Below are 22,499 nucleotides of genomic sequence, written 5' to 3'. Positions count from 1 at the left end.
TGACGCCCGTCGGTTGGTCTGAACGGCCACAGACCCACAGGGTCACTCCTACAGACGGGCTACTTTCCTTAGGCCTGCAGGAGGAATCAGGATGACGACTTACAACTGGGATCTGATCGAACGTCTGCTGCATGAAGTGCAGAACGGCGAGGGCAGCTTTGCCCCGCGCAAATACGCCGAGCAGGAAGCGGCCGAGAAGGCCACGGCGGGTGAGTCCACCGGTAATCTGGATGCGCTGAAAAAGACCGCCGCGGACTATGAAGCGCTGTTGTTCAAGCGTGGGTTTATCGAGTCGCGGCCTGAAGAAGAAGGCGGCAACGGTGAGAATTTCATTCTGACCGCCCTGGGCGCGCAGCTGTTGGCGCTGATCGACAGCTCCATCCCGGGTAACGATCATCCGCGCCAGGTGCTGGATGAGCAGGCCGATGCGTTGGACCCGGCGACCTTCGCTGAGGTGGCGTCCAAGGCACAGATTGCCTGACCCCTCCATGCCCCGGCACCCAGGCGGTGCCGGGCATGCCGAAACTGTCGGATCGGTAATCTGCCGCTAAGGTTGCTGACAGCCGGCGCCCCCTAATCTGCTGCCATTCAACTGACGGACTTGAATCGGCATGCACTCTACTACCTCCAGACGAACCTTCGTCAAAGGCCTGGCCGCCGGCGGCCTGCTCGGCGGGCTCGGGCTATGGCGCACGCCGGTATGGGCGCTGACAAGTGCGGGCGAGCCCACGGTGCTGGCGGGCAGCGAATTCGCTCTGTTTATCGAGCAGACGCCGGTCAATCTCACGGGTCAACAGCGCACCGCGTTGACCATCAATGGCAGCCTGCCCGGCCCGTTGCTGCGATGGCGTGAGGGCGACACAGTGACCCTGCGCGTGCACAACCGCCTTCGCGAGCCGACGTCGATCCACTGGCACGGCATCTTGTTGCCGTCGATCATGGACGGCGTGCCTGGCCTGAGTTTCAAAGGCATCGAGCCGGGTGGTGTGTTTGTCTATCAGTTCAAGGTCAGACAGCATGGCACTTACTGGTACCACAGCCATTCCGGGTTCCAGGAACAGCAGGGGGTGTACGGCCCGCTGGTCATCGAGCCGTTGGAGCCCGAGCCCTTCACCTGCCAGCGCGACTACGTGGTGATGCTCTCGGACTGGACCGACGAAGACCCCGTCGCCCTGATGAAGACCCTCAAGAAGCAGTCCGATTACTACAACCGGCATAAGCCCACCGTGGGCGATTTCGCACGGGATGTGGGCAAACAGGGCTGGTCGGCCACCGTCTCTGACCGGCTGATGTGGGCGCAGATGAAGATGAACCCTACCGACCTCGCGGACGTCAGCGGCCAGACCTACACCTACCTGCTCAACGGCCAGCCCCCCGGCCTCAACTGGACCGGAGTGTTTAAGGCGGGGGAGAGAATACGCCTGCGCTTTATCAACGGTTCCGCGATGACCTATTTCGATGTGCGCATTCCGGGACTGAAGATGACCGTCATCGCTGCCGATGGCCAGCCGGTCAAGCCGGTCAGCGTCGATGAGTTCCGCATTGCGGTCGCCGAAACCTTCGATGTGCTGGTGGAGCCCACGGCAGCGGCCTACACGCTGTTTGCCCAGTCCATGGACCGCACGGGTTATGCCCGTGGCACGCTTGCCCGCCAGGCGGGGGCGACGGCACCCGTACCGGCACTTGAGCCGCGCCCCTGGCTCACCATGGACGACATGGGCATGGGTGGGATGGATCACGGCGCCATGGCGGACATGCCGGATATGGCGGGCATGGATCACAGCGCGATGGGCGCGATGTCGATGCAGAGCCACCCGGCCAGCGAGCAGAACAATCCTTTGGTGGACATGCAGGCGATGAGCCCGGTGCCCAAGCTCGACGATCCCGGTATCGGCCTGCGCAATAACGGTCGGCGAGTGCTGACCTACGCCGACCTGCACAGCACCTTTGAGGACCCCGATGGCCGCGACCCCGCGCGCACCCTTGAATTGCACCTCACCGGGCATATGGAGAAGTTCGCCTGGTCATTCAATGGCGTGAAGTTCTCCGATGCCGAGCCCTTGCAGCTGACTTATGGCGAGCGCGTCCGGCTGGTGCTGGTCAACGACACGATGATGAGCCACCCGATTCACCTGCACGGCCTGTGGAGCGACCTGGAGGATGAAAACGGCCAGTTCCAGGTCCGCAAGCACACCATCGACATGCCGCCGGGCTCGCGCCGCAGTTACCGGGTGACCGCCGATGCCCTGGGCCGTTGGGCCTATCACTGCCACCTGCTGTACCACATGGAAATGGGCATGTTCCGTGAAGTGCGCGTGCATGAATGAGGACGCGAACATGAACCGTCGAGTTTTATCGGTGTGTATCGCGCTGGCCGGGTGGGCATTCGGCTCGCCGGTGCAGGCCGAGGAGTTTCAAGGCATGAGCCCGGCGGTTCCGGCGCTGACCGAAAGCCGTACGCCGATCCCGCTGCTCACCGACGCGGATCGCGCCGCTGTGTATAACGCGCCGGGTGGGCATGTGGTGCATGACAGCGGCATCAACTCGATGCTGCTGGTCAACCAGCTGGAATGGCAAGGCGGCGGTGGCGGTGGTGCGCTGAACTGGGACATCAAGGGTTGGGTCGGTGGTGACATCGACCGCCTGTGGCTGCGCAGCGAAGGCGAGCGCAGCGCCGGTCGCACTGACAGCGCCGAAGCCCAGGCGTTGTGGGGGCACGCCATCAGCCCTTGGTGGGACCTGGTTGGCGGCGTGCGCCAGGACTTCAAGCCCGGGGACAGCCAGACCTGGGCCGCATTCGGCCTGCAGGGCATGGCGCTCTACAACTTCGAGGCCGAGGCGACGCTGTTTGTGGGCGAGTCGGGCCACACCGCGGCACGCCTGGAAGGTGACTACGACATCCTGCTGACCAACCGCCTGATCCTTCAGCCGACGGCCGAACTCAATTTTTATGCACAGAACGATCCGCAGCGCCGGGTGGGCGCAGGCCTGTCGGAAAGCGAGCTGGGGCTGCGCTTGCGCTATGAGGTGCGCCGGGAGTTGGCGCCTTACGTGGGGGTGAGTTGGAACCGCAGCTATGGGCGGACGGCGCAGTACGCTCGCGATGAAGACGAAGACATCAGCCAGCTGCGCTGGGTGGTCGGTGTGCGCCTTTGGTTTTAACCGGTTTCTTATTCCTATAACTCGCCGCCTTAAGCGGCCTGGAGCCTTGCATGTCGATGTTGAAAACCGCGTTAACGGGGGGAGCGCTGTGGGCCGGATTGATGATCAGCCTGCCGGCCTCGGCCCATCCGAAACTGTTGTCGTCCCTCCCTCCAGCCGGGGCCCAAGGTGCCGCGCCGGCCGTCATTGAACTGCGCTTTTCGGAGAACCTGCTGACGCAGTTTTCCGGGGCCAGACTGACCATGACCGATATGCCCGGCATGCCCAATTCGCCGATGCCCATCAAGGCCAGTGTCGCGGCGAGCACCGACCCCAGGGTGATGCTGATCAAGCCGGCCTCTGCACTGGCTACCGGCACCTACCGGGTCGATTGGCGCGCAGTGTCATCCGACACTCACCCGATTACCGGTAACGTGGTGTTCAGCGTCCAGCCATGAGCGAACTGACCCAAGTCACACTGCGTTTCGCGCTCTATCTTGACCTGATGCTGTTGTTTGGCCTGGGGCTCTTTGGTCTTTACGGGCTCAAGGCGCCGGAGCGCGTGCTGCTGAATTTGAGGGGCCTGCTGCGGCTGACGGCTGGCGTCGGGATAGTGCTGTCGATAGCGTCGCTGTTGGCGCTGACCCAGGCCATGAGTGGCGCGACGGATTGGCAGACGCTGTGGCCGCATCTGCACATGATGCTTTGGCAGACCGACCTGGGCTTGACGTGGTGGCTACGGATGGCGGCGCTGGTGGTGTTTCCACCTGACGCCGCTTCTGCAACGGTCCGTGGCGGCCGGTGATTATGTCGCTGCCATGGCTGCGCTACGGCGCAGCATGGTGCTGGAGATGGGGGGCGGGGCGCTGATCCTCGCGCTGGTGGCCTGGTTGGGCACCCTGGCGCCCAATTAGGACTGCGCGCTTTTCAGGCATTTGAGCGCCTGGAAGTCACTGCGGACCTTGTCGATTTTCTGGGTGAGTTTCAGCCGTTGCGGCACGCTGCTGTCGGCCATGACGTCGATGATCAGGCTGCGCGCGGCGGCTTCGGTCTGGGCATACGCCGCGCGATACTCCGGTGTCCACAGGCTTTCGCGGTCCACCAGCAGTTGCTGGATTTTCTGCGGGAAATCGGCGCTGTGGCGTTGCTGCACGGCGTCGATGAATTGTGCCTGCCAGTGGGCTCGGTTGCCGATCCACTGCTCGTTCTGCTCGCCCAGGCTGATGGACCACGCCATTACCCGGTTCTTCTGGCTATCGCTCAGTGGCCCCATCCACGCATCCAGACGCTTGTTCATACGCTCGGCGCGGTCCTGGATCTGCTTGGCCAGCGGCAGCTTGAGGTATTCGTCCTGGCGTTTGCGCAAGTCCTTGGCCAGGGCATCGTTCATGTCGTTGACCTGCTGGTCATCCAGCCCTTGTAACAATTCAATCGCCGACGGGGTGATTTCCCGCGCCACCTCGGCAATCGCCTGCTTGGCCTCAACCGTGCGGGTTTGCAGCGCTGCATCGGTGACCTGATTGTTCTCGACCATTGCTTGCAGGCGGTCGAGCCAGTCGAGGTAACCCGGCAATTGGGTGGTGCAGTGCCAGGCCAGGTGGTCCTTGAGCTTGTCGTTGAACCAGCTCTTCTGCCCGGCGTTCATGTCCAGGTAGTCGTTGAGGGTCCAGGGGATGATCACGTCCAGGTTACGGTAGGCCAGGCCCACGCGGTTGCAGCCGGCGAGCACCAGGCTCAGGGTCAGGAATACCACCAGCAGTTTGAGCCGATGCAACATGGGCGTGTCCTTGCGCAGAGGGAGTCAATGCATGTGAACCCGCGGCGCACGCGACAGTTCAGCCCATCAATAAAACGACCGCACCGCCTTCAGGGTCAACAGGCCATCGCATTGCGAATTGTGTCCGGAGTAGGCCGAGCAATCGCCGCCGCTGAGGCTGGAGTCGCTGTAGATCAGGTCCAGGTCGATGCCTTTCCAGGCGCGGGAGAACTGTACCGACCAGTCGCTGAAGCTGCTGATGGTGCCGCCCTCTACCGAAGCCGGCGTGCCCAGCTGATGGGTGGTGTACTTCATGCTGACGCCGATGCCGAAGGGCTGGGTACCGCCGAGGTCGGCGAACAGCGTGCTGTCCTGGCGGTCCGGGTCGTTGCTGAAGGAGGCGCCGAAACGATTGCCGAGTAGATTCAGACCGCCGTAGAACTCCTGGCTGTCGAGAGGGCTGAGCTTAGGGTAGCTGTAGTGGATCAGGCCGACTTCGTAGCCCAGGGTCTGGTCGAAGGGGTGTTTGAACCCCATGTAGGAGTCGACTTCGAGGGTGCTGGCCGAGGACAGGCCCATGTTCGGCGAAAACTGGCCGAAGTACAGGCCGCTGTCATGGCTCAGGTCCAGCCCGCCATGGAACGAGTCGCTGCCCGGCGAGGTCGGCTTGACCAGGCCCTGGGCCATGCTGCGGCTGGGGGTGGTGCCCAATTTCAGGTCGAAGTCGCCCAGTTCACGCTGGAAAATCTGCGCTTCGGCGAGAGGGCTGGCCGCCAGGATACTGGCCACGAAAATGCAGCGTTTAAGCATGCTTCACTCCATGAAAAGCGAGGAGCAGTAACGGAAAAATAGGGCAGATGCCCGTGCTAGACGTGTGCAAGCATACCGGCGAATGCCAGGAGGTGAGGCCCGTTCGTCGATTTGCACGTTCTGAAGGTGACGCGAGAGGGTATTTCGGGCTCTAGTCCTAGCGCCTTGAAGGCAAGACGCTTAGGGACCAGATGTGCTGCGCGGTATTACTTTTTACCCAGGCTGATCTGCTTGGACGGGCCGAAAGTCTGGCCGCTCACGCCCTTGGCAATTTGCTGGATTTCGCCACCGGACTTGAGGAAAGCAGCAATCTGGCTGTTGATCGATTCGCTGGTTTCAACGGCGGGAGCTGGCTTTGCTTTGCTGTTGGATGCTTTTACACGCATGGCGGCCACTAACCTGTAGAAAATTAACTTGGCCAGGCATCGTACAGGAAATACTTGACAATTGCTTGGTAAATATCCCCCGGGAATAAGCGCGGCAGCTGAGAACAGCCAAAGTTTATTTTTGATATTAGCCCCTAACTTACTGTTTTAACTCGAAACCACGGGCTGAGCCGGCACCGGCGGCGTGGCAAAATTCAGCCGAATGATCGGACGAGCGGGGCGGTGCCACTGGAACGCCAGGCAAACCCGCGATTTTTCAGGCGCGCGCGCGCGGCGAGGGCAACTCGGGTAGAATGCCGCCCACGCAATGAGGGTATTGGAAATGGCTTTAGTCGGGCGCTACAACAGCTTGCAAGTGGTTAAACACACTAACTTTGGTTTGTACCTCGATGGTGCGCAAGATGGCGAAATCCTCTTGCCTAATCGGTATATCCCAAAAGATATTCCCAGTGAAGATGAAGACTGGCTTAACGTTTTCATTTATCTGGACAGCGATGACAAACTTATCGCCACTACCGAAAAACCGAAAGTTCAAGTCGGCGAATTTGCCAGTTTGAAAGTCGTGGAAGTCAACAGTATTGGCGTGTTCCTCGACTGGGGGTTGCCAAAGGATCTGTTGCTGCCGTATTCGGAGGAGAAACGTCAGCTGACCGCCGGTGAATACTGCGTGGTGCATGTTTACCTCGACAAACACACCAAGCGTATTACCGCGACCGCACGCCTCGACCGCTACCTGGACAAGACGCCGGCCAGCTACGTCGTGGGCCAGGAAGTCGACCTGCTGGTCGCCGAGGCCACCGACATGGGCTTCAAGGCGATCATCAACAACAAGCACTGGGGCCTGATCCACAAGAACGAAGTGTTCAAGTTCCTGCGCCCGGGCAAGGAAGAAAAAGGCTTTATCAAAGAGATCCGCGCCGATGGCAACATCAGCCTGAGCCTGCAACCGGTCGGCCAGGAAGCGGCGTCCAGCCTCAACTCGAAGATCCTCGCCAAGTTGCGTGAAAACAACGGCAGTTTGCCGGTCAGCGACAAGAGCGACCCGGCGGTGATCAGCAACTTGTTTGGCGTGAGCAAGGGGAACTTCAAGAAGGCCATTGGTGCGCTCTACAAGCAGGGCCAGATCGTGATTCACGCGGATCGCATTGAACTAAGCTGAGTGCAGTTTGCTCTCCTGTAGGAGCGAGCGTGCTCGCGAAAAAGGTCCATCCGACACCGTGATGCGCCTGGAATATTTTCGCGAGCACGCTCGCTCCTACAGAGGCTGCATCAATGTCCAAGAAGTCTGTCTTCGCCTACCTCGGCACCTTGCTTGCCTTCCTGATCCTCGACGGCCTCTGGCTCGGCGTCCTCATGGGCCCGACCTACAAATCCCTGCTGGGCCCGCTGATGCTCGATCAGCCTCGCCTGTTGCCCGCCGCGCTGTTCTATCTCCTGTATGTCCTCGGTTGCGTGGTGTTCGTGGTCTTGCCCAGTGCCAGTTGGCAGCGCGCGGCGCGACTGGGTGGATTGCTGGGCCTGGTGGCCTACGGCACCTATGACCTGAGCAACTGGGCCACGCTGCAAGGCTGGTCCGGCGGGTTGGCGGTGATGGACATGGCCTGGGGCACCTTCCTCACAGCGGCCTGCTGCACGGTCGGGTACTTGTGTGCACATCGGGTGCACCGGTGATTGTGTACAGGATTAATCTGCACCGTTGCTGAGCGCAGTCCCCGTTACTAAAGCTCTGTGTAGCCCTTTGGAACGCGGTTTCAGAGGGATTGTGTGCTATTGGCACGTATTCTGCTGACTGTCTCGTATACAAACCATGCCGCCTCCCGTATGCACCCCGTGACGGAAGCGCAGGCCGGTATGACGAGGAGCCCGCGATGACCGAACAATTGCCCAAAGGCTACAGCCCCCGCCTGTACAACCAGGACCTGGGGCCGCTGCCGCAAAAGTGGACCTGGTACAACATCTTTGCCTTCTGGATGAGTGACGTGCACAGCGTGGGCGGCTATGTGTTCGCCGCCAGTCTGTTTGCCCTGGGGCTGGCCAGTTGGCAGGTGTTGATTGCCTTGTTGGCAGGCATTTGCATTGTGCAATTGATTGCCAACCTGGTGGCCAAGCCCAGCCAGCAGGCCGCCGTGCCCTATCCCGTGATCTGTCGGCTGGCGTTTGGTGTGTTCGGCGCGAACATTCCCGCCGTGATTCGCGGCTTGATTGCGGTGGCCTGGTACGGGATTCAGACCTACTTGGCGTCGAGTGCCCTGATCATTGTGGTATTGCGCTTTTTCCCACAGATGGCGGTGTTTGCAGAGCCGCATTTTGCCGGCCTGTCTTACCTGGGCTGGTTTGGTTTCCTCAGTTTATGGGTGTTGCAGGCGGCCGTGTTCTGGGCCGGCATGGAGTCCATCCGCCGCTTTATCGATTGGGCGGGGCCGGTGGTCTATGCGGTGATGTTTGCCCTGGCCGGCTGGATCGTGTGGAAGGCAGGGTGGGCGAATATCAGCTTTACCCTGGCGGAAAAATCCCTGTCGGGCTGGCAGGCGTTCGGCCAGGTGATCGTGGCGACGGCGCTGGTGGTGTCGTATTTTTCCGGGCCAACCCTGAATTTCGGTGATTTCAGCCGTTACTGCCGCAGCATGCAGGACGTGCGGCGCGGCAACTTCTGGGGCCTGCCGGTGAACTTCCTGGCGTTTTCCCTGGTGACCGTGGTGATCGTCTCGGGCACCTTGCCGGTGTTTGGCGAAATGCTCCATGACCCGATCGCTACCGTCTCGCGCATTGATAACAGCATGGCGGTGCTGCTGGGCGCTTTTGCATTTGTGACTGCCACCATCGGCATCAACATCGTTGCCAACTTCGTGTCCCCGGCGTTCGACTTCGCCAACGTCGCGCCGAGCAAGATCAGCTGGCGCGCCGGGGGCATGATCGCTGCGGTGGCGTCGATCTTCATCACCCCGTGGAACCTGTTCAATAACCCGCTGATGATCCACTACACCCTGGATATCCTCGCGGCCTTTATCGGCCCGCTGTTCGGGATTCTGCTGGTGGACTTCTACCTGATCAAAAAGCAGAAGATCGACGTGGACGCGCTGTTCGATGACAGCCCGAGCGGGCGCTATTACTTCGACGGCGGTGTGAACTGGACGGCGGTCAAGGCGCTGGTGCCTGCGACACTGGCGGGTGTCACGATCACCTTCACGCCGGCGTTGCAGGGCATGGCTAACTTTGCCTGGTTCACCGGCTGCTTCCTGGGTGGGCTGTTTTTCCTGGTGTTGGCGCGGCGTGAGCAGGTTCGTGCGCCGGCACCGTTGGTCGCCGGCTGACCAACACCCCTCCCGCCACTGACAGGCCTGCACCGGCAATCACCAGCGCCGGTTGCAGGCCACCGCTCAGGTGACTGCTCACCGACGCCAGCAACGGCCCGCTCAATTGGCCGATGGCAAAGCTGGCGGTCAGCAGCCCGGTGCTGCGCTGATAGCCGTGGGGCGCAACGTCCCGCAGGCGCGCCATCACCAACTGCATGCAGGCCAGGAAGGGCCCGCCGCACAGCAACACCCCCAGCGCCAGGCCCCAACCGTTCCCCAGCAGGCAGGCGAATACCCCGGCCGCCTGAAGCCACAATGTGGTCATCAGCCAGCGGCGGGTGGTGTCCGGGTCCTTTGGACGCAGGCTTGTGACCACTACCCCAATCGCCGCGGCCAAACCAAAGCAGGGCCAGAACAGATCAGCCTGCCAGGCGCCGTTGAATTGCGCGCTGGCCATCTGTGACAGGAAGGTCGCCGGAATGATGTAGCCCAGGCCGAACAACACGTAGATCCAGCACAGGTGGGTAATGCTGCCGTTGCTGGCCGTGTCGGCGTGGCTTGCAACAGGCGCAGTGATGGCGGACGGCTGTGGCAGGAAGGGCAAGATTGCCAGCAGCATCACCAGCGCCACTACCGCATAGATCAGCCACAAGGTTGCTGAGCTCTGGCCCAACAGGTTGGAGCCCAGCGCCAGCAACCCGGTCAACACAATCCCCAGCCCCGGCCCGGCGAACACCAGGGCGCCGAGGCGTGCACGCCCGGCGGCAATCGCCAGCGGCTGGCTCAGGCTGGTGATCATCACCAATGCCCAGGCACTTGCAACGCCGGTACCGAAGCGTAGCAGCGCGTGGGGCCAAAAACCCTGGGCCCAGTACGACGCCAGGGTCAGCAACACGCACAACCAGAGCCCGCCATACAGGCGACCCCGCACATGGTGATGGCTGCGCGCAAAAATCGAATCCACCGCGCCCACGAAGTAGCCCAGGTAATTGGCCGCTGCGATCAGTCCGGCGCCGGTCAGGTCGATCTGGCCTTCACTGAGCAAGTGGGGCATTTGCGGGGTAAGGGCGAAGCGGCCAATGCCCATGGCCATCATCAGGGCGATAAAGCTGGCGAGTAAGCGGGTAAGGGGTGACATGGTCGGGTGTCCTGCCGGTAAGCGAATACCGTCAGGCTAGAGTGGATTGACTTTCTGTAAAAATGAATAATAGTGAGTAACTTGTTCAGTTTTGGAGAAAGGCATGGAGTTCAGTCAATTGCGCATCTTCCAGGCGGTGGCGGAAGAGGGCTCCATTACCCGTGCTGCCGAGCGCCTGCATCGAGTGCCGTCGAACTTGTCGACCCGGCTCAAGCAGATGGAAGAACAGCTTGGCGTGGAATTGTTCGTGCGCGAACGCCAGCGCTTGCAGCTTTCTCCGGCGGGCAAGGTGTTGCTGGACTACAGCACCCGTCTGCTGGCGCTGCATGATGAAGCCCATGGCGCCGTGCAAGGCGGGCAACCGGCCGGCAATTTTGTGCTGGGCAGCATGTACAGCACGGCGGCAGTGCATTTGCCGAAGCTGCTGGCGTGCTATCACAAGGCCTATCCGATGGTGAACCTTCAGGTGTTGTCGGCGCCCAGCGGTGAACTGCTCGAAGGGTTGATCACCGGTCGCCTGGACGCCGCATTTGTGGACGGGCCCATCACGATTGCCTCCCTGGACGGCGTCGCCCTGTGCGAAGAACGCCTGGTGCTGATATGCGAAGCCGACCACCCACCGGTGCGCGGGCCGCAGGATGTTGCCGGCCGTTCGGTGTTCACTTTTCGCCGCAGTTGCGCCTACCGCACGCGCCTGGAAACCTGGTTTTCCCACGAGCACGTCGCCATGGGGCGGGCGATTGAGATCGAGTCTTATCAAGGCATGCTCGCCTGTGTCATCGCCGGTTCAGGGGTGGCGCTGATGTCCGAATCCATGCTCGACAGCCTGCCGGGCAAGGACAGCGTGTCCGTTCATCCGCCGACAGGGCAATTTGCCACTGCTACGACCTGGCTGATGTGGCGAAAGGGTATGCTCGGCGCTAACCTCAACGCATGGATCGACCTGCAGCAAGAGGGCAGGGCCGAGGTCCTGCAAGACGCACGTGCGATTGCTTGAGCGATCCGTCAGGATTTGCATCAATTCAGTAACAGTTCGTTGTGGTTTCATTCAAGCAATACGTAGGACTTAGGGCTACTATCAATGTAGGAAAAGGCGACAGAACTTGCGCCGACCAGCATTTCCCTCAAAGGGGGCAAACCATGAAAGAGAAAATCCAGAACTGGCTCCACGACCTTGGCGTTGCATTGGGCTTGATCGAGCCGCCCCTGCAACCGGTGCCGATTCGTACCGATGACGAGCAGCGTCGTCCACGTCGCAGATAATCTCTGGCTGAAGCAGGATTAAAGGTGGGGGCGAGTAAGCCCGCTCCCACCGTTTATTTTGCGCCAGGCAAAACCAGCGGGCGTGACATCCCACGTCGCAGCGTCCATATAGCGTTTCCAACGCCAGTCCTACCTCCCGCCGCCCCAGTCACCCTTGCCCCGGGCCTGCGCGATAGCCCCCTCACGCCATAACACTCACTCGCCCCAGTGATCTGAACAATCGTTCGGATGCGAGCGTCTGCTTTCAGGAACCCTCTGTCATCCCTCGGTAACCCAGGCAAGTAGTCCGAATCCATGCAGGTCAGTCAGGCCGCTGACCTTCACGTGTCGGAATCAGGCTACTCGTTCATCAGAAGTGGCTGGCTTATTCAATTCAAACCATGAGCGTAGGTTGAGTTTCTCAACGGCCTTCCAATAACGCCCCACCTTTATTGAAGGGCTCTCTGCGAGGCATCAGTCCGTCAGAATTGTTGGAGACACAGCTATGAGGCTCCCTTCCATTCCGCCAGTCGCCGCGTCACTCATCGCCATAACCGGAAATATCCTGCATCTCGCACCGGTGTCGAGAGCCTGGAAAGCTCACGCACCCAGTAACGTGGTGTTCTTTCCCCCGACATTGACCAAGCATGATCTGCTCATTCAGATCGGTCTCCTGAGTCCATCGGCGATCATTGTCGGGGACCAGGCGATCGATGCAGACGTGATCGCCCAATGGCGCATATCCCACCCGTTTGGCGACCTCCATCTGATCCGCAGAGGTACGAGCCTGGATAAGGTGCGACTGGACCTTTGCGGTTCCAACGACATCCGCGTAGTCAATACGCCGGGGGTCAACGCGCCACATGTCGCCGCCTATATGGCGCGCTGGCTGACACTGGCCGATGGCTCCCTGCCGCGCGACATCTGTGTGCTGGGATACGGCAACGTGGGCAGGGAGCTGGTCAAGTTGTTGCTTGATCGAGATCCGGAGGTTCGGATCAAGGTATTGGATCGACATGGTCAGAGGCCGGCCACTCTCGGCAAAGCCTGTTCCGACAGCCGAGTGTCCTTTGGCGTGGACTGGTTCGAGGTGCTGGAGGGGGCCCGTGCCGTCGCTATCTGTTTATCCCTGAATGATGACTCCACCCATCGCATTGACCGGGCCCTCATTCAGTGCCTGCACAGACAGGCTCGCCTGGTCTGCGTCGCCAAGCCGGATGTCTTCAGCGATGACGCTTTGCGGGCCCTGGCAACGGCTGAAGCTATCCAGCTTGTATTGGACTACGGGCCTGGGACACTGGATGCATTTCGGGTGCGCGCGCAGGCACTCGGCTGCAGTGTCTCCAAGTGGCGCAAACCGGCGACCCTGACAACCCAGGCGGCAGTGACTGAAGCCTGCCATGGCGACCTTGACTATGCCGTCTCGATTCAACTGAGCCTGACCGCCTTGCGCTGCCTGGTCCGACGCAAACTTGCCCACTCATTGATGATCCCCGCGCAACAGGCAGATGCCCGCGCGCCGCGCGTATCGATCATCGGTCGAGGCATCAACGGCCTGCTCCAAGCCGTGATGTTCCGCCTGGCCAATTATCAGGTTTCGGTCTACGGAGGACATCAGCAGAGCGATGGCGCCAGTCATAAGCAGGTGAACATGCGCCACCTTTCAGCCACGGAGACGACTGCAAAGCCGCTGGACAACGCTTATCTGACGCCTGGAAACCAGTACCTGGCCGTGGAGTGCAACCGTGCAGGCATTGAGCTGTTTGAAAAGTTTCTGGCCGACAATCCATCGATTGACGCATCGGGCGACGATCTGGGCATTGCGCATTTGATGGATGAGATAGAGGCGCTTTTGCGGCGCGCTGGGGTTCGGTTCCTGTCCCAGCATCTGAGTCCGGCCCGCATTGCTGAACTGAGCAGAGAACAGTTCGTCGTCACGGCCATGGAAGGAGAGGAGCCTGATGGACTGTCGATAGTTTATTGCTCCGCCTACAACCGCATTGCCGCCGGGGGAACGTATGCCGGCGGCACCACCCAGGGATTGGTGTGGGCCTCCTTGGTCGAGGAAATCATCCAGGCAAAGGCGCCCGCAGTTTCGGCCGTGTACTCATGATAAAAAACGGGCGCGACATCCGACGTCGCGCCCGCTGAAGAAACCGCTCTAAATCCCGCTCCATCTCAAACTGCGCTGGCCGCGACCCGCTCTGGCCGGCGCGACAACACACTCACCAGCACAAAACTCACCAGCGCCACCGCCAGGCTGTAGTAGATCGGCGTGTTCGCATCCAGGCCATCCTTGAACATGAACACCAGCGCCGTTACAAAACCCAGGCTCATGGAGGTGATTGCCCCCGACGTGGTCGCGCGCTTCCAGAAGATCGCGCCGATCAGCGGGATCAGCATGCCGCCCACCAGCAGGTTGTAGGCCAGGGTCAGGGCGCTGATCACGTCATTGACCACCAGTGCGATGCCCAGCACGACGATACCGGTCAGCATCGTGAACAGGCGGTTGATTGCCAGGCTCGATTGTCTGCCGCCGCGCAGGCGTGGCAGCAGGTCTTCGGTCAATACGGTGGAGGCGGCGAGCAAGCCGGCGCTGGCCGTCGACATCATCGCCGCCAGTGCCGCCGCGATCACCAGGCCGCGGATGCCGTCCGGCAGCGAGACTTTGACGATGGCCGCGAACGCGTTGTTGACGTTGTCCAGGTCCGGAATCAGCACATGGGCCGCCATGCCGATCAGCGCACAGGCGAGGCCGTAAAGGATGCAGTAGAAGCCGGCGAAAGTGCCTGCGTACTTGGCGACCTTTTCGTCACGGGCGGTGAACACCCGCTGCCAGATGTCCTGGCCGATCAGGATGCCAAAGAAGTAGATCATGAAGTAGGTGATGATCGTGTCCCAGCCGATCGCGGTGAAGCTGAAGCTCGATGCCGGCAGCTTGGCCACGAGTTCGTCCCAACCGCCGACGCGGTACAGGCAGATCGGCAGCAGGATAAACATCAGGCCGACGGTCTTGATCACGAATTGCACGATGTCGGTGAGGGTCAGCGACCACATGCCGCCGATGGTCGAGTAGACCACCACCACACCACCGCCCAGCAACACCGAAATCCAGAACGGCAGGCCGAACAGCACTTGCAGCACCGTGCCGATGGCCAGGATCGAGGTCACGCCGATCATCAGCGCGTAGGCCAGCATGATCACCGCACTCGCCTGGCGGGCCATGGGGTTATAGCGTTTTTCCAGTACCTGGGTGACGGTGAAGATTTTCAGCTTGAGCAGCGGCTTGGCCAGGAACAGGTTCAGCGCGATGATTCCCATGCCCAACGCCGCACACAGCCAGAAGCCGGAGATGCCATGCACATAACCCAGGCGCACGGTACCGACGGTGGATGCACCGCCCAGTACCGTGGCGGCCATGGTGCCCATGTACAGCGACGGGCCCAGGTTGCGACCGGCCACCAGGTAGTCTTCGTGGGTCTTGGCGCGGCGCATGCCGTAATAGCCGAGCACGAGCATGCCGGCGGCGTAGATGAGTACGACGAATAAATCCAAAGCCATGACGGCGGGTCTCCGATTATTGTTTTAGGTAACAGGCGAACTTGTTGTGGGAGCGGAGCCTGCTCCCGCAGGGCTGCGAAGCGGACCCTTGGGGCCATACACCGAAGCCGGCTCCGGAAACACACGCAACAACGTCAGGTACACCACCGACGCCAACCCCAGCGTCACCGGCAGGCTGATATCGATACCATCGGCCAGGTTGCCCAGCGGCCCGACAAACTGACCCGGCAAGTTGACGAAGCACAGGCCCACCAGCGCACTCGGAATCCAGGCCCCCAGCCCGCGCCAGTTCCAGCCATGGCTGAACCAGTAGCGGCCGCCGGTTTCACCCCGGGTGAACACCTGCAGGTCATCCGGGCAGTAGAAGCCGCGACGCACGATCAGGCCGATGATCATCATCACCATCCATGGCGTGGTGCAGGTGATGATCAGCACGGCGAAGGTCGATACGCTCTGCACCAGGTTGGCGGCGAAACGTCCGATAAAGATGAAGGCAATCGACATCACCCCGATCAGCAGCGTGGCCTTGACCCGCGACAGCAGGCGCGGGAACACGCTGGACATGTCCAGCCCGGTGCCATACAGCGAAGTGGTGCCGGTGGACATGCCGCCAATCACCGCGATCAGGCACACCGGCAGGAAGAACCAGGTCGGTGCCACCGCCAGCAGACCGCCGACGTAGTTGTTGGCCGCGATGTAGTCCGGCGCCTTGATCGCCACGATGGTGGCGGTGGCCAGGCCGAACAGGAACGGGATCAAGGTGGCGATCTGTGCCAGGACTACCGCCAGCATGATGCGCATTTTCGGCGTCTCACGCGGGATATAGCGTGACCAGTCACCCAGGAACGCCCCGAAGGAAATCGGATTGCTCATGGCCACCAGCGCCGCGCCGATAAAGGCCGCCCAGAAGCCGGTCTGGCCCAGGGCTACGGTGCCGGCGAAGTGGCTGTCGAAGGTCGGCGCGAACGCGAAGATGCCCAACAGAAACAGCAGGCTTGCCGCCCAGACCGCAATGCGGTTGACCCACAGCATGAAGCGGAAGCCGTAGATGCACACCGTCAGGACAAGCATGGCGAATACGCCGTAGGCCAGGCCCAGGGTCAGGTCGGTTTCAGGCAGGCCGATCAGCCGTTTCGCACCGCCGACCAGTGCATCGCCTGAACTCCACACCGACAGTGAGAAGAAGGCAATCGCCGTCAGCAATGACAGAAACGAGCCGACAATCCGCCCGTGCACGCCGAAGTGCGCACCGGAAGACACCGCGTTGTTGGTGCCATTGATCGGCCCGAACAGGCCCATGGGGGCGAGGATCAACGCACCCACCAGCACACCCAGCACAATCGCCCAGACGCCGGCCTGGAACGACAGGCCGAACAACACCGGAAAGGAACCGAGCACGGCGGTGGCAAAGGTATTGGCGCCGCCAAAGATCAGGCGGAACAGATCCTTGGGGGTGGCGGTACGTTCGTTGTCCGGGATCTGTTCGACCCCGTTGGTTTCTATTGTGCGAATACTTTTATCGTTGTTTTTATTATTCATGATCAGCTCCGATCACATTGGCTAAGGGGGCGGCAGCCCTTCCGGCATAGCGGACAAATGTTCGTGACAGGCCAGCCACGGGCCTTCTTGTTGTTCTGTGCGAGATCCCTGGCGTTTGAAGACAATGGTCTCGCGTTCCTGGCTAAAGAATTGCTCCCCGTTCATGCGCAGCTCGGTGGCCACGTCATGGATAAATATCGCCACGTCACCCTGCAGGCTGACCACGGCGTTACTTGAGGTGCAGGACAGCACCTCAAATCCTTCATCCCGGCGCCAGCTGTCCCACAACGCCTGGTAGGAATCGCGACTGAGCAGCGGCTGGGGGAGGGTGTAGAACACAAAGCTGGCATCGGCCGTGAACGCGCCGAAGTAGGCGGCGCGGTCGTTGCGCGCAAAGGCCGACACCAGGTCGGCGGCGGCTTTCAATACCTGCGGCACGCTCATCAACGGTGCGCCACGCCAGGCAGTACGCAGAGCATCTCGTACAGCAGGTTGGCGCCCAGCAGCGAGGTGTTGCCGGTGGTGTCGTAAGGCGGCGAAACTTCTACCAGATCGCAACCAACCAGGTCGAGGCCCTGGCAGCCACGGATGATTTCGATCGCCTGGATGGTGGTCAGGCCTCCGATTTCCGGGGTGCCGGTGCCGGGCGCCCAGGCCGGGTCGATGCCGTCGATGTCGAAGCTCAGGTACACCGGGCCGCCGCCGACTTTTTCCCGCACCTCGGCCATCAGTGGCGCAAGGGAGTGGTGCCAGCATTCTTCGGCCTGTACTACGCGAAAGCCCTGTTTGCGGCTCCAGTTGAAGTCTTCGGCGGTATAGCCCTGGGCGCGCAGGCCGATCTGCACCACGCGGTCGCAATCGAGCAGGCCTTCTTCCACGGCGCGGCGGAAGGTGGTGCCGTGGGCGATTTTCTCGCCGAACATATGGTCGTTGACGTCGGCGTGGGCATCGATGTGCACCAGCCCGACCTTGCCGTGTTTCTTGTGGATCGCCCGCAGGATCGGCAGGGTGATGGTGTGGTCGCCGCCCAACGTCATCGGGATCACGTTGTGCTCGAGAATCTCATCGTAGGCCTCTTCGATGATGCGCACGGCGTCCAGCAGGTTGAAGGTGTTGATCGCCACGTCGCCAATGTCCGCCACCGACAGCGAGTCGAACGGCGCGGCACCGGTGGCCATGTTGTAGGGGCGGATCATTACCGACTCGGCGCGGATTTCACGGGGCCCGAAGCGAGTACCGGCGCGCAGCGAGGTGCCGATGTCCAGGGGCACGCCGATAAAGGCCGCATCCAGGCCCTTGGCCGATTGCAGGTGGGGAAGACGCATCATGGTGGCGATGCCGGCGAAGCGCGGCATTTCGTTGCCGCCCAGTGGTTGGTGGAAAATCTTGTCCACGGGATTGCCTCATCGTTGTTGTGTTTATCAGGGGCCGATTCTGCGAAAAGCGCAGGAAGGGAAGAATCGGCAGGGGCAAATACTTAGTTCAGGTTTTTCTAAACTAATGCGGGCAGGTAGACTGCCCACATCTACACCCGGAGCCGACCATGGCCAGCGCCTTGCCCGACCTGAAACTCCTGCGCATCTTCGTCAGCGTCGTGCGCCACCAGGGGTTCGCCAATGCCCAGCACGAACTCAACCTGTCCACCTCGGCCATCAGCACCTACATGAGCCAGTTGGAAAGTGCGTTGGGCCTGGTGCTGTGCCATCGCGGCCGGGGTGGGTTCAGCCTGACCAGCAAGGGCGAGCTGTTTCACCAGGAAACCTTGCGCCTGCTCGGCGAACTGGAAGGCTTCGAGCAATACGCCGCCGCGCTCAAGGGCGAGCTGCGCGGGACGCTCAAGCTCGGCGTGCTCGACTCCACCGTGAGCGACAAGGCCTTGCCGTTCGCCGAGGTTATCGGCGCCTACAGCCTGGAGCACCCGGCGGTGCACCTGAATCTATCGGTGATGAGCCCCTACGAACTGCAACTCGGCGTGCAGGACAACCGCCTGGACCTGGCCATCGGTGCCTTCTCCAACCGCATGAGCGGGCTGATCTACATGCCGCTTTACCGCGAGCAGCACTGGTTGTATTGCAGCACCCGCCATCCGTTGTTCAGCGAACGACGCATCCCCGAGCAGGTGATCACCCAGCAGCGCATGGTCGGGCGCGGCTACTGGAGCCAGGCCGAACTGGCGCGCCACGGCTTCAAGCACAGCGCCGCGACGGTGGAAAGTATGGAGGCGCAGCTGATCCTGGTGCTCTCCGGTGCCTACATCGGCTACCTGCCCGAGCACTACGCCCAGGCCTGGGCCGACAAGGGCGACCTGCGCGTATTGCTGCCGGCGACCTTCGGCTACCAGGCGCCGTTCTCGATGATCATGCGCCGGGGCCGCAGCCGCGAACCGCTGATCCAGACCTTCCGCGATCTACTCAAAGCCCAGCTCAACCAGGCCTGAAAACCATGTCCCGAACCCACTGTTCCCGCTGCCTCAGGCCCGCCGCCCATTGCCTGTGCGCGCTGATTCCCAGCCTCGACAGCCGCACACGTGTGCTTGTTTTGCAGCACCCGAGCGAGGTCAACCATGCGCTCAATACCGCGCGGCTGGCGGCGTTGGGACTGAACAACGCGCAGTTGGTGGTGGGCGAGGTCTTTGATGACTTGCCGACCCTGTTGAACCCGCCCGGCTATCAGGCGCGGCTGTTGTTTCCGGCTGACGATGCACAGCCGCTGCAAGCCTATGCACCCGGCGCCCAGCCGCTGTTGCTGGTGGTGCCCGACGGCACCTGGCGCAAGGCGCGCAAACTGCTGCACCTCAATCCTGTGTTGGCGGCGTTGCCTCGGGTGACGCTGGTCGAGGGCGCCGTGTCTCGCTATCGACTGCGCAAGGCGCCGGGGCCAGGCGCGTTGTCGACGGTGGAGGCGATTGTGCAGGCGTTGCAGGTGCTGGAGGCGCCGATGTCGTTCGAGCCGTTGCTCAAGCCGTTTGATGCATTGATCGAAGGGCAGATTGCGGCGATGGGAGAGGAGGTCTTTCGGAGAAATCATGGCGATGGGCATTTGGGCTAGGCGGGGCATCGAGGCGCGGCCATCGGGAGCAAGCCCCCTCCCACATTCGACCGAGTTCCAGCATGAGAATGCGGTCCAGTGTGGGAGGGGGCTTGCTCCCGATGGCGCCCGCTCAGCCACCATCGCCTCGCTTATTCCTTTAAGCCATAAGCACCACACTTTGCGTGATATGGCCCGCCGACCTTTCCCGGTATGATGTTCGCCCCCGCAGTCTGGATTGCGAATACGCCATGACCTTGCAGTACCCTACAATCGCCGATTGCGTCGGCAACACGCCCCTGGTCCGCTTGCAACGCATGGCGGGTGAAACCAGCAATACCCTGTTGCTCAAGCTCGAAGGGAATAACCCGGCCGGCTCGGTGAAAGACCGCCCGGCGCTGTCGATGATCACCCGCGCCGAACTGCGCGGGCAGATCAAGCCCGGCGACACCCTGATCGAAGCCACCTCGGGTAATACCGGGATCGCCCTGGCCATGGCCGCCGCGATCAAGGGTTACAAGATGGTGCTGATCATGCCCGACAACGGCAGCGCCGAGCGCAAGGCGGCGATGACCGCCTATGGCGCCGAGTTGGTGCTGGTCACCCAGGAAGAAGGCATGGAAGGCGCCCGCGACCTCGCCGAGCGCATGGCCGCCGAAGGCCGTGGCCAGGTGCTGGACCAGTTCGCCAATGGGGACAACCCCGAAGCGCACTACACCACCACCGGTCCGGAAATCTGGCGCCAGACCCAGGGCACCATCACCCATTTCGTCAGCTCCATGGGCACCACCGGCACCATCATGGGTAACTCGCGCTACCTCAAGGAGCAGAACCCGGCGATCCAGATCGTCGGCCTGCAACCGATGGAAGGCGCGGCGATCCCAGGCATTCGTCGCTGGCCCGAAGAGTATTTGCCGAAGATCTACAACGCGACGCGCGTGGACCGCATCATCGACATGGCCCAGCGTGAAGCCGAAGACACCACCCGCCGTCTGGCGCGTGAAGAAGGCATCTTCTGCGGCGTGTCGTCCGGCGGCGCCGTGGCGGGTATGTTGCGCTTGTCCAAGGAAGTGGAAAACGCGGTGATCGTCGCGATCATCTGTGACCGAGGCGACCGTTACCTGTCGACCGGCATTTTCGACGAACCCAACTGATGGCCAAGCACGAGAGAGGCCTGCGCTTCCAACCGACGGGCGGCAGCCGGGCCCCACAGATTCCCGTGGGCAAGAAGCAGCGCCTGACCATCGAGCGCCTGGCCAACGACGGCCGCGGCATCGTGTTCTTTGAAGGCCGCACCTGGTTTGTCAACGGTGCGCTGGCCGGTGAAGAGGTTGAAGCGCGGGTATTGGGTACCCACGGCAAGGTGGTCGAGGCCCGCACCGAGCGCGTGTTCACGGCCAGCGAACTGCGCCGTCCGGCACCGTGCGCGCACTTCGGTCGCTGTGGCGGTTGCAGCGTGCAGCACTTGCCCCATGCCGAACAACTTGCCCTGAAACAGCGCATGCTCGCCGAGCAACTGTCCCGCGTGGCCGGTGTCGAACCGCAGGAGTGGGCCGCGCCATTGAGTGGGCCGGAATTCGCTTACCGGCGCCGCGCCCGGGTGGCGGTGCGTTGGGATGCCAAGGCGAAGAAGCTTGAGGTGGGTTTCCGCGCCGTGGCCAGCCAGGACATCGTCGCCATCGATGATTGCCCGGTGCTGGTACAGGCCTTGCAACCGATCATGCAGCGCCTGCCGAACATGCTGCGCCGCCTGAGCAAACCTCAGGCACTGGGGCATGTGGAGTTGTTCAGTGGCTCGTCCGTCGCCGTGTTGCTGCGGCATATGGCGCCGTTGTCGGAGGCGGACCTGCTGATCCTGAAAGAATTCTGCAGCTTCCATGACGCCCAGCTGTGGCTGCATGGTGAAGGTCAGCCGGAACCGATTGAGCCCGATCAGTCACTAGGTTTCCGATTGGACCCATGGGACCTGGAGTTGGCGTACCGACCGGGGGATTTTGTCCAGGTCAACGCCGGGGTCAACGAGGCGATGGTTGCCCAGGCCTTGGACTGGCTGGCGCCGCAACCTGATGAGCGGGTGCTGGACCTGTTCTGCGGCCTGGGCAACTTTGCCCTGCCGCTGGCGAAACAGGTGCGCGACGTGGTGGCGGTGGAAGGTGTGCAGACCATGGTGGACCGGGCTGCACGGAACGCCATCAGCCACAATTTGCATAATGCGCAGTTTTTTCAGGCCGATTTGTCCCAGCCGTTGACTGACGCGGAATGGGCCAAACAGGGCTTTTCTGCGGTACTCTTGGACCCACCCCGCGATGGTGCCCAAGAGGTTGTGCGCAATCTCGCCACCCTGGGGGCCAAGCGCCTGGTGTATGTGTCCTGCAACCCGGCGACGCTGGCGCGGGACACGGTTGAGCTGGTCAAGCAAGGCTACCGGCTAAAACGTGCCGGGATCCTCGACATGTTTCCGCAGACAGCGCATGTCGAGGCCATGGCGTTATTTGAAGCGGGCTAGGATGCCCGTTTAATCCGACTGGCCTGCGTTCTCCAAGGCCTATGATCTGCCACGGAGCTCGCAGTAAAAAGGTCGGCGATGATTTTGGCGCATCCAAGGT

At 61.7% G+C, this 22,499-nt stretch carries 23 protein-coding genes; 15 read left to right on the top strand and 8 right to left on the bottom strand.

Features of this window, described 5'->3' with window-relative positions; translation table 11 throughout:
• Positions 1 to 91: 91 nt before the first annotated feature.
• The 5 genes from J3D60_RS13150 (at position 92) to J3D60_RS13130 (ending at position 3,946) form a co-directional block, all read left to right on the top strand.
• Positions 92 to 481, top strand: a complete 390-nt coding sequence (locus J3D60_RS13150) for a hypothetical protein (protein WP_017134854.1) — start codon at positions 92 to 94, stop codon at positions 479 to 481.
• A gap of 130 nt (positions 482 to 611) precedes the next feature.
• The gene (locus J3D60_RS13145) at positions 612 to 2,327 is read left to right on the top strand and encodes a copper resistance system multicopper oxidase (protein ID WP_253491682.1); all 1,716 of its coding nucleotides are present in this window, start codon (positions 612 to 614) and stop codon (positions 2,325 to 2,327) included.
• 10 nt (positions 2,328 to 2,337) lie between these two features.
• Complete coding sequence (locus tag J3D60_RS13140) at positions 2,338 to 3,162, top strand: copper resistance protein B (RefSeq protein ID WP_092355284.1); 825 nt, start codon at positions 2,338 to 2,340, stop codon at positions 3,160 to 3,162.
• Positions 3,163 to 3,212: 50 nt separating this feature from the next.
• The gene (gene copC, locus J3D60_RS13135) at positions 3,213 to 3,599 is read left to right on the top strand and encodes a copper homeostasis periplasmic binding protein CopC (protein ID WP_065940615.1); all 387 of its coding nucleotides are present in this window, start codon (positions 3,213 to 3,215) and stop codon (positions 3,597 to 3,599) included.
• On the top strand, positions 3,596 to 3,946 hold the full coding sequence (locus J3D60_RS13130) for a hypothetical protein (protein WP_253491680.1): 351 nt from the start codon (positions 3,596 to 3,598) through the stop codon (positions 3,944 to 3,946). The genes copC and J3D60_RS13130 overlap by 4 nt, the downstream gene beginning before the upstream one ends.
• A gap of 105 nt (positions 3,947 to 4,051) precedes the next feature.
• Here J3D60_RS13130 and J3D60_RS13125 read toward each other — a convergent pair whose 3' ends face one another.
• The 3 genes from J3D60_RS13125 to J3D60_RS13115 all read right to left on the bottom strand — a co-directional run bounded on the left by J3D60_RS13125 (position 4,052) and on the right by J3D60_RS13115 (position 6,093).
• Positions 4,052 to 4,918, bottom strand: coding sequence for a DUF6279 family lipoprotein (locus J3D60_RS13125; protein ID WP_253491678.1), 867 nt, complete (start codon positions 4,916 to 4,918; stop codon positions 4,052 to 4,054).
• A 66-nt stretch (positions 4,919 to 4,984) separates the two neighbouring features.
• Positions 4,985 to 5,707, bottom strand: coding sequence for a TorF family putative porin (locus J3D60_RS13120; protein ID WP_027603777.1), 723 nt, complete (start codon positions 5,705 to 5,707; stop codon positions 4,985 to 4,987).
• A gap of 206 nt (positions 5,708 to 5,913) precedes the next feature.
• Positions 5,914 to 6,093 (bottom strand): hypothetical protein, encoded by a 180-nt coding sequence (locus J3D60_RS13115; protein ID WP_003193095.1) that lies wholly within the window; start codon positions 6,091 to 6,093, stop codon positions 5,914 to 5,916.
• Between the two features lie 322 nt (positions 6,094 to 6,415).
• Here J3D60_RS13115 and J3D60_RS13110 point away from each other — a divergent pair, with 322 nt between their 5' ends.
• The 3 genes from J3D60_RS13110 to J3D60_RS13100 all read left to right on the top strand — a co-directional run bounded on the left by J3D60_RS13110 (position 6,416) and on the right by J3D60_RS13100 (position 9,404).
• A complete protein-coding gene (locus J3D60_RS13110; RefSeq protein ID WP_253491676.1) occupies positions 6,416 to 7,252 on the top strand; it encodes a S1 RNA-binding domain-containing protein in 837 nt (278 codons plus the stop codon).
• A 113-nt stretch (positions 7,253 to 7,365) separates the two neighbouring features.
• Entirely contained in the window at positions 7,366 to 7,764 is a 399-nt protein-coding gene (locus tag J3D60_RS13105) for a DUF2177 family protein (RefSeq protein ID WP_253491675.1), read from the top strand.
• A gap of 197 nt (positions 7,765 to 7,961) precedes the next feature.
• Positions 7,962 to 9,404, top strand: a complete 1,443-nt coding sequence (locus J3D60_RS13100) for an NCS1 family nucleobase:cation symporter-1 (protein ID WP_253491674.1) — start codon at positions 7,962 to 7,964, stop codon at positions 9,402 to 9,404.
• Here J3D60_RS13100 and J3D60_RS13095 read toward each other — a convergent pair.
• Positions 9,316 to 10,524 carry an MFS transporter gene (locus tag J3D60_RS13095; RefSeq protein ID WP_253491673.1) on the bottom strand — a complete coding sequence of 403 codons (1,209 nt, stop codon included), beginning with the start codon at positions 10,522 to 10,524 and terminating at the stop codon, positions 9,316 to 9,318. The genes J3D60_RS13100 and J3D60_RS13095 overlap by 89 nt on opposite strands.
• A 103-nt stretch (positions 10,525 to 10,627) precedes the next feature.
• Here J3D60_RS13095 and J3D60_RS13090 point away from each other — a divergent pair, with 103 nt between their 5' ends.
• The 3 genes from J3D60_RS13090 (at position 10,628) to J3D60_RS13085 (ending at position 13,879) form a co-directional block, all read left to right on the top strand.
• Positions 10,628 to 11,521: a LysR family transcriptional regulator gene (locus tag J3D60_RS13090; protein ID WP_253491672.1), complete on the top strand. Its 894-nt coding sequence runs from the start codon at positions 10,628 to 10,630 to the stop codon at positions 11,519 to 11,521.
• A gap of 143 nt (positions 11,522 to 11,664) precedes the next feature.
• Positions 11,665 to 11,787, top strand: a complete 123-nt coding sequence (locus tag J3D60_RS31295; protein WP_003193089.1) for a PA1414 family protein — start codon at positions 11,665 to 11,667, stop codon at positions 11,785 to 11,787.
• A gap of 484 nt (positions 11,788 to 12,271) precedes the next feature.
• Positions 12,272 to 13,879: an NAD(P)-dependent oxidoreductase gene (locus J3D60_RS13085; RefSeq protein ID WP_253491671.1), complete on the top strand. Its 1,608-nt coding sequence runs from the start codon at positions 12,272 to 12,274 to the stop codon at positions 13,877 to 13,879.
• 65 nt (positions 13,880 to 13,944) lie between these two features.
• Here the strand turns inward: J3D60_RS13085 and J3D60_RS13080 are convergent, their stop codons facing one another.
• Genes J3D60_RS13080 through speB form a run of 4 tightly spaced genes read right to left on the bottom strand, consistent with a single transcriptional unit; the run spans position 13,945 to position 18,260 of the window.
• A complete protein-coding gene (locus J3D60_RS13080) occupies positions 13,945 to 15,327 on the bottom strand; it encodes a sodium:solute symporter (RefSeq protein ID WP_253491670.1) in 1,383 nt (460 codons plus the stop codon).
• A 24-nt stretch (positions 15,328 to 15,351) separates the two neighbouring features.
• Positions 15,352 to 16,866, bottom strand: coding sequence for a cytosine permease (locus tag J3D60_RS13075; protein ID WP_065924695.1), 1,515 nt, complete (start codon positions 16,864 to 16,866; stop codon positions 15,352 to 15,354).
• Positions 16,867 to 16,887: 21 nt separating this feature from the next.
• On the bottom strand, positions 16,888 to 17,310 hold the full coding sequence (locus J3D60_RS13070) for a nuclear transport factor 2 family protein (RefSeq protein ID WP_253491669.1): 423 nt from the start codon (positions 17,308 to 17,310) through the stop codon (positions 16,888 to 16,890).
• Positions 17,310 to 18,260 (bottom strand): agmatinase, encoded by a 951-nt coding sequence (gene speB / locus J3D60_RS13065; RefSeq protein WP_027603787.1) that lies wholly within the window; start codon positions 18,258 to 18,260, stop codon positions 17,310 to 17,312. The genes J3D60_RS13070 and speB overlap by 1 nt, the downstream gene beginning before the upstream one ends.
• Positions 18,261 to 18,409: 149 nt before the next feature.
• Between speB and J3D60_RS13060 the strand changes: the two genes are divergently transcribed.
• The 4 genes from J3D60_RS13060 to rlmD all read left to right on the top strand — a co-directional run bounded on the left by J3D60_RS13060 (position 18,410) and on the right by rlmD (position 22,399).
• Positions 18,410 to 19,303: a LysR family transcriptional regulator gene (locus J3D60_RS13060; protein ID WP_065924693.1), complete on the top strand. Its 894-nt coding sequence runs from the start codon at positions 18,410 to 18,412 to the stop codon at positions 19,301 to 19,303.
• Between the two features lie 5 nt (positions 19,304 to 19,308).
• Positions 19,309 to 19,914, top strand: a complete 606-nt coding sequence (locus tag J3D60_RS13055) for a tRNA-uridine aminocarboxypropyltransferase (protein ID WP_253491667.1) — start codon at positions 19,309 to 19,311, stop codon at positions 19,912 to 19,914.
• A 230-nt stretch (positions 19,915 to 20,144) separates the two neighbouring features.
• Positions 20,145 to 21,047, top strand: coding sequence for a cysteine synthase CysM (gene cysM / locus J3D60_RS13050; protein ID WP_015885254.1), 903 nt, complete (start codon positions 20,145 to 20,147; stop codon positions 21,045 to 21,047).
• A complete protein-coding gene (rlmD, locus tag J3D60_RS13045) occupies positions 21,047 to 22,399 on the top strand; it encodes a 23S rRNA (uracil(1939)-C(5))-methyltransferase RlmD (protein WP_253491665.1) in 1,353 nt (450 codons plus the stop codon). Before cysM ends, rlmD begins: the two co-directional genes overlap by 1 nt.
• Positions 22,400 to 22,499: the final 100 nt, after the last annotated feature.

It is taken from the genome of Pseudomonas sp. S3E17, from assembly GCF_024168685.1.
Lineage (GTDB): Bacteria > Pseudomonadota > Gammaproteobacteria > Pseudomonadales > Pseudomonadaceae > Aquipseudomonas > Aquipseudomonas marginalis.
This window is presented reverse-complemented; position numbering and strand designations above follow the sequence as displayed.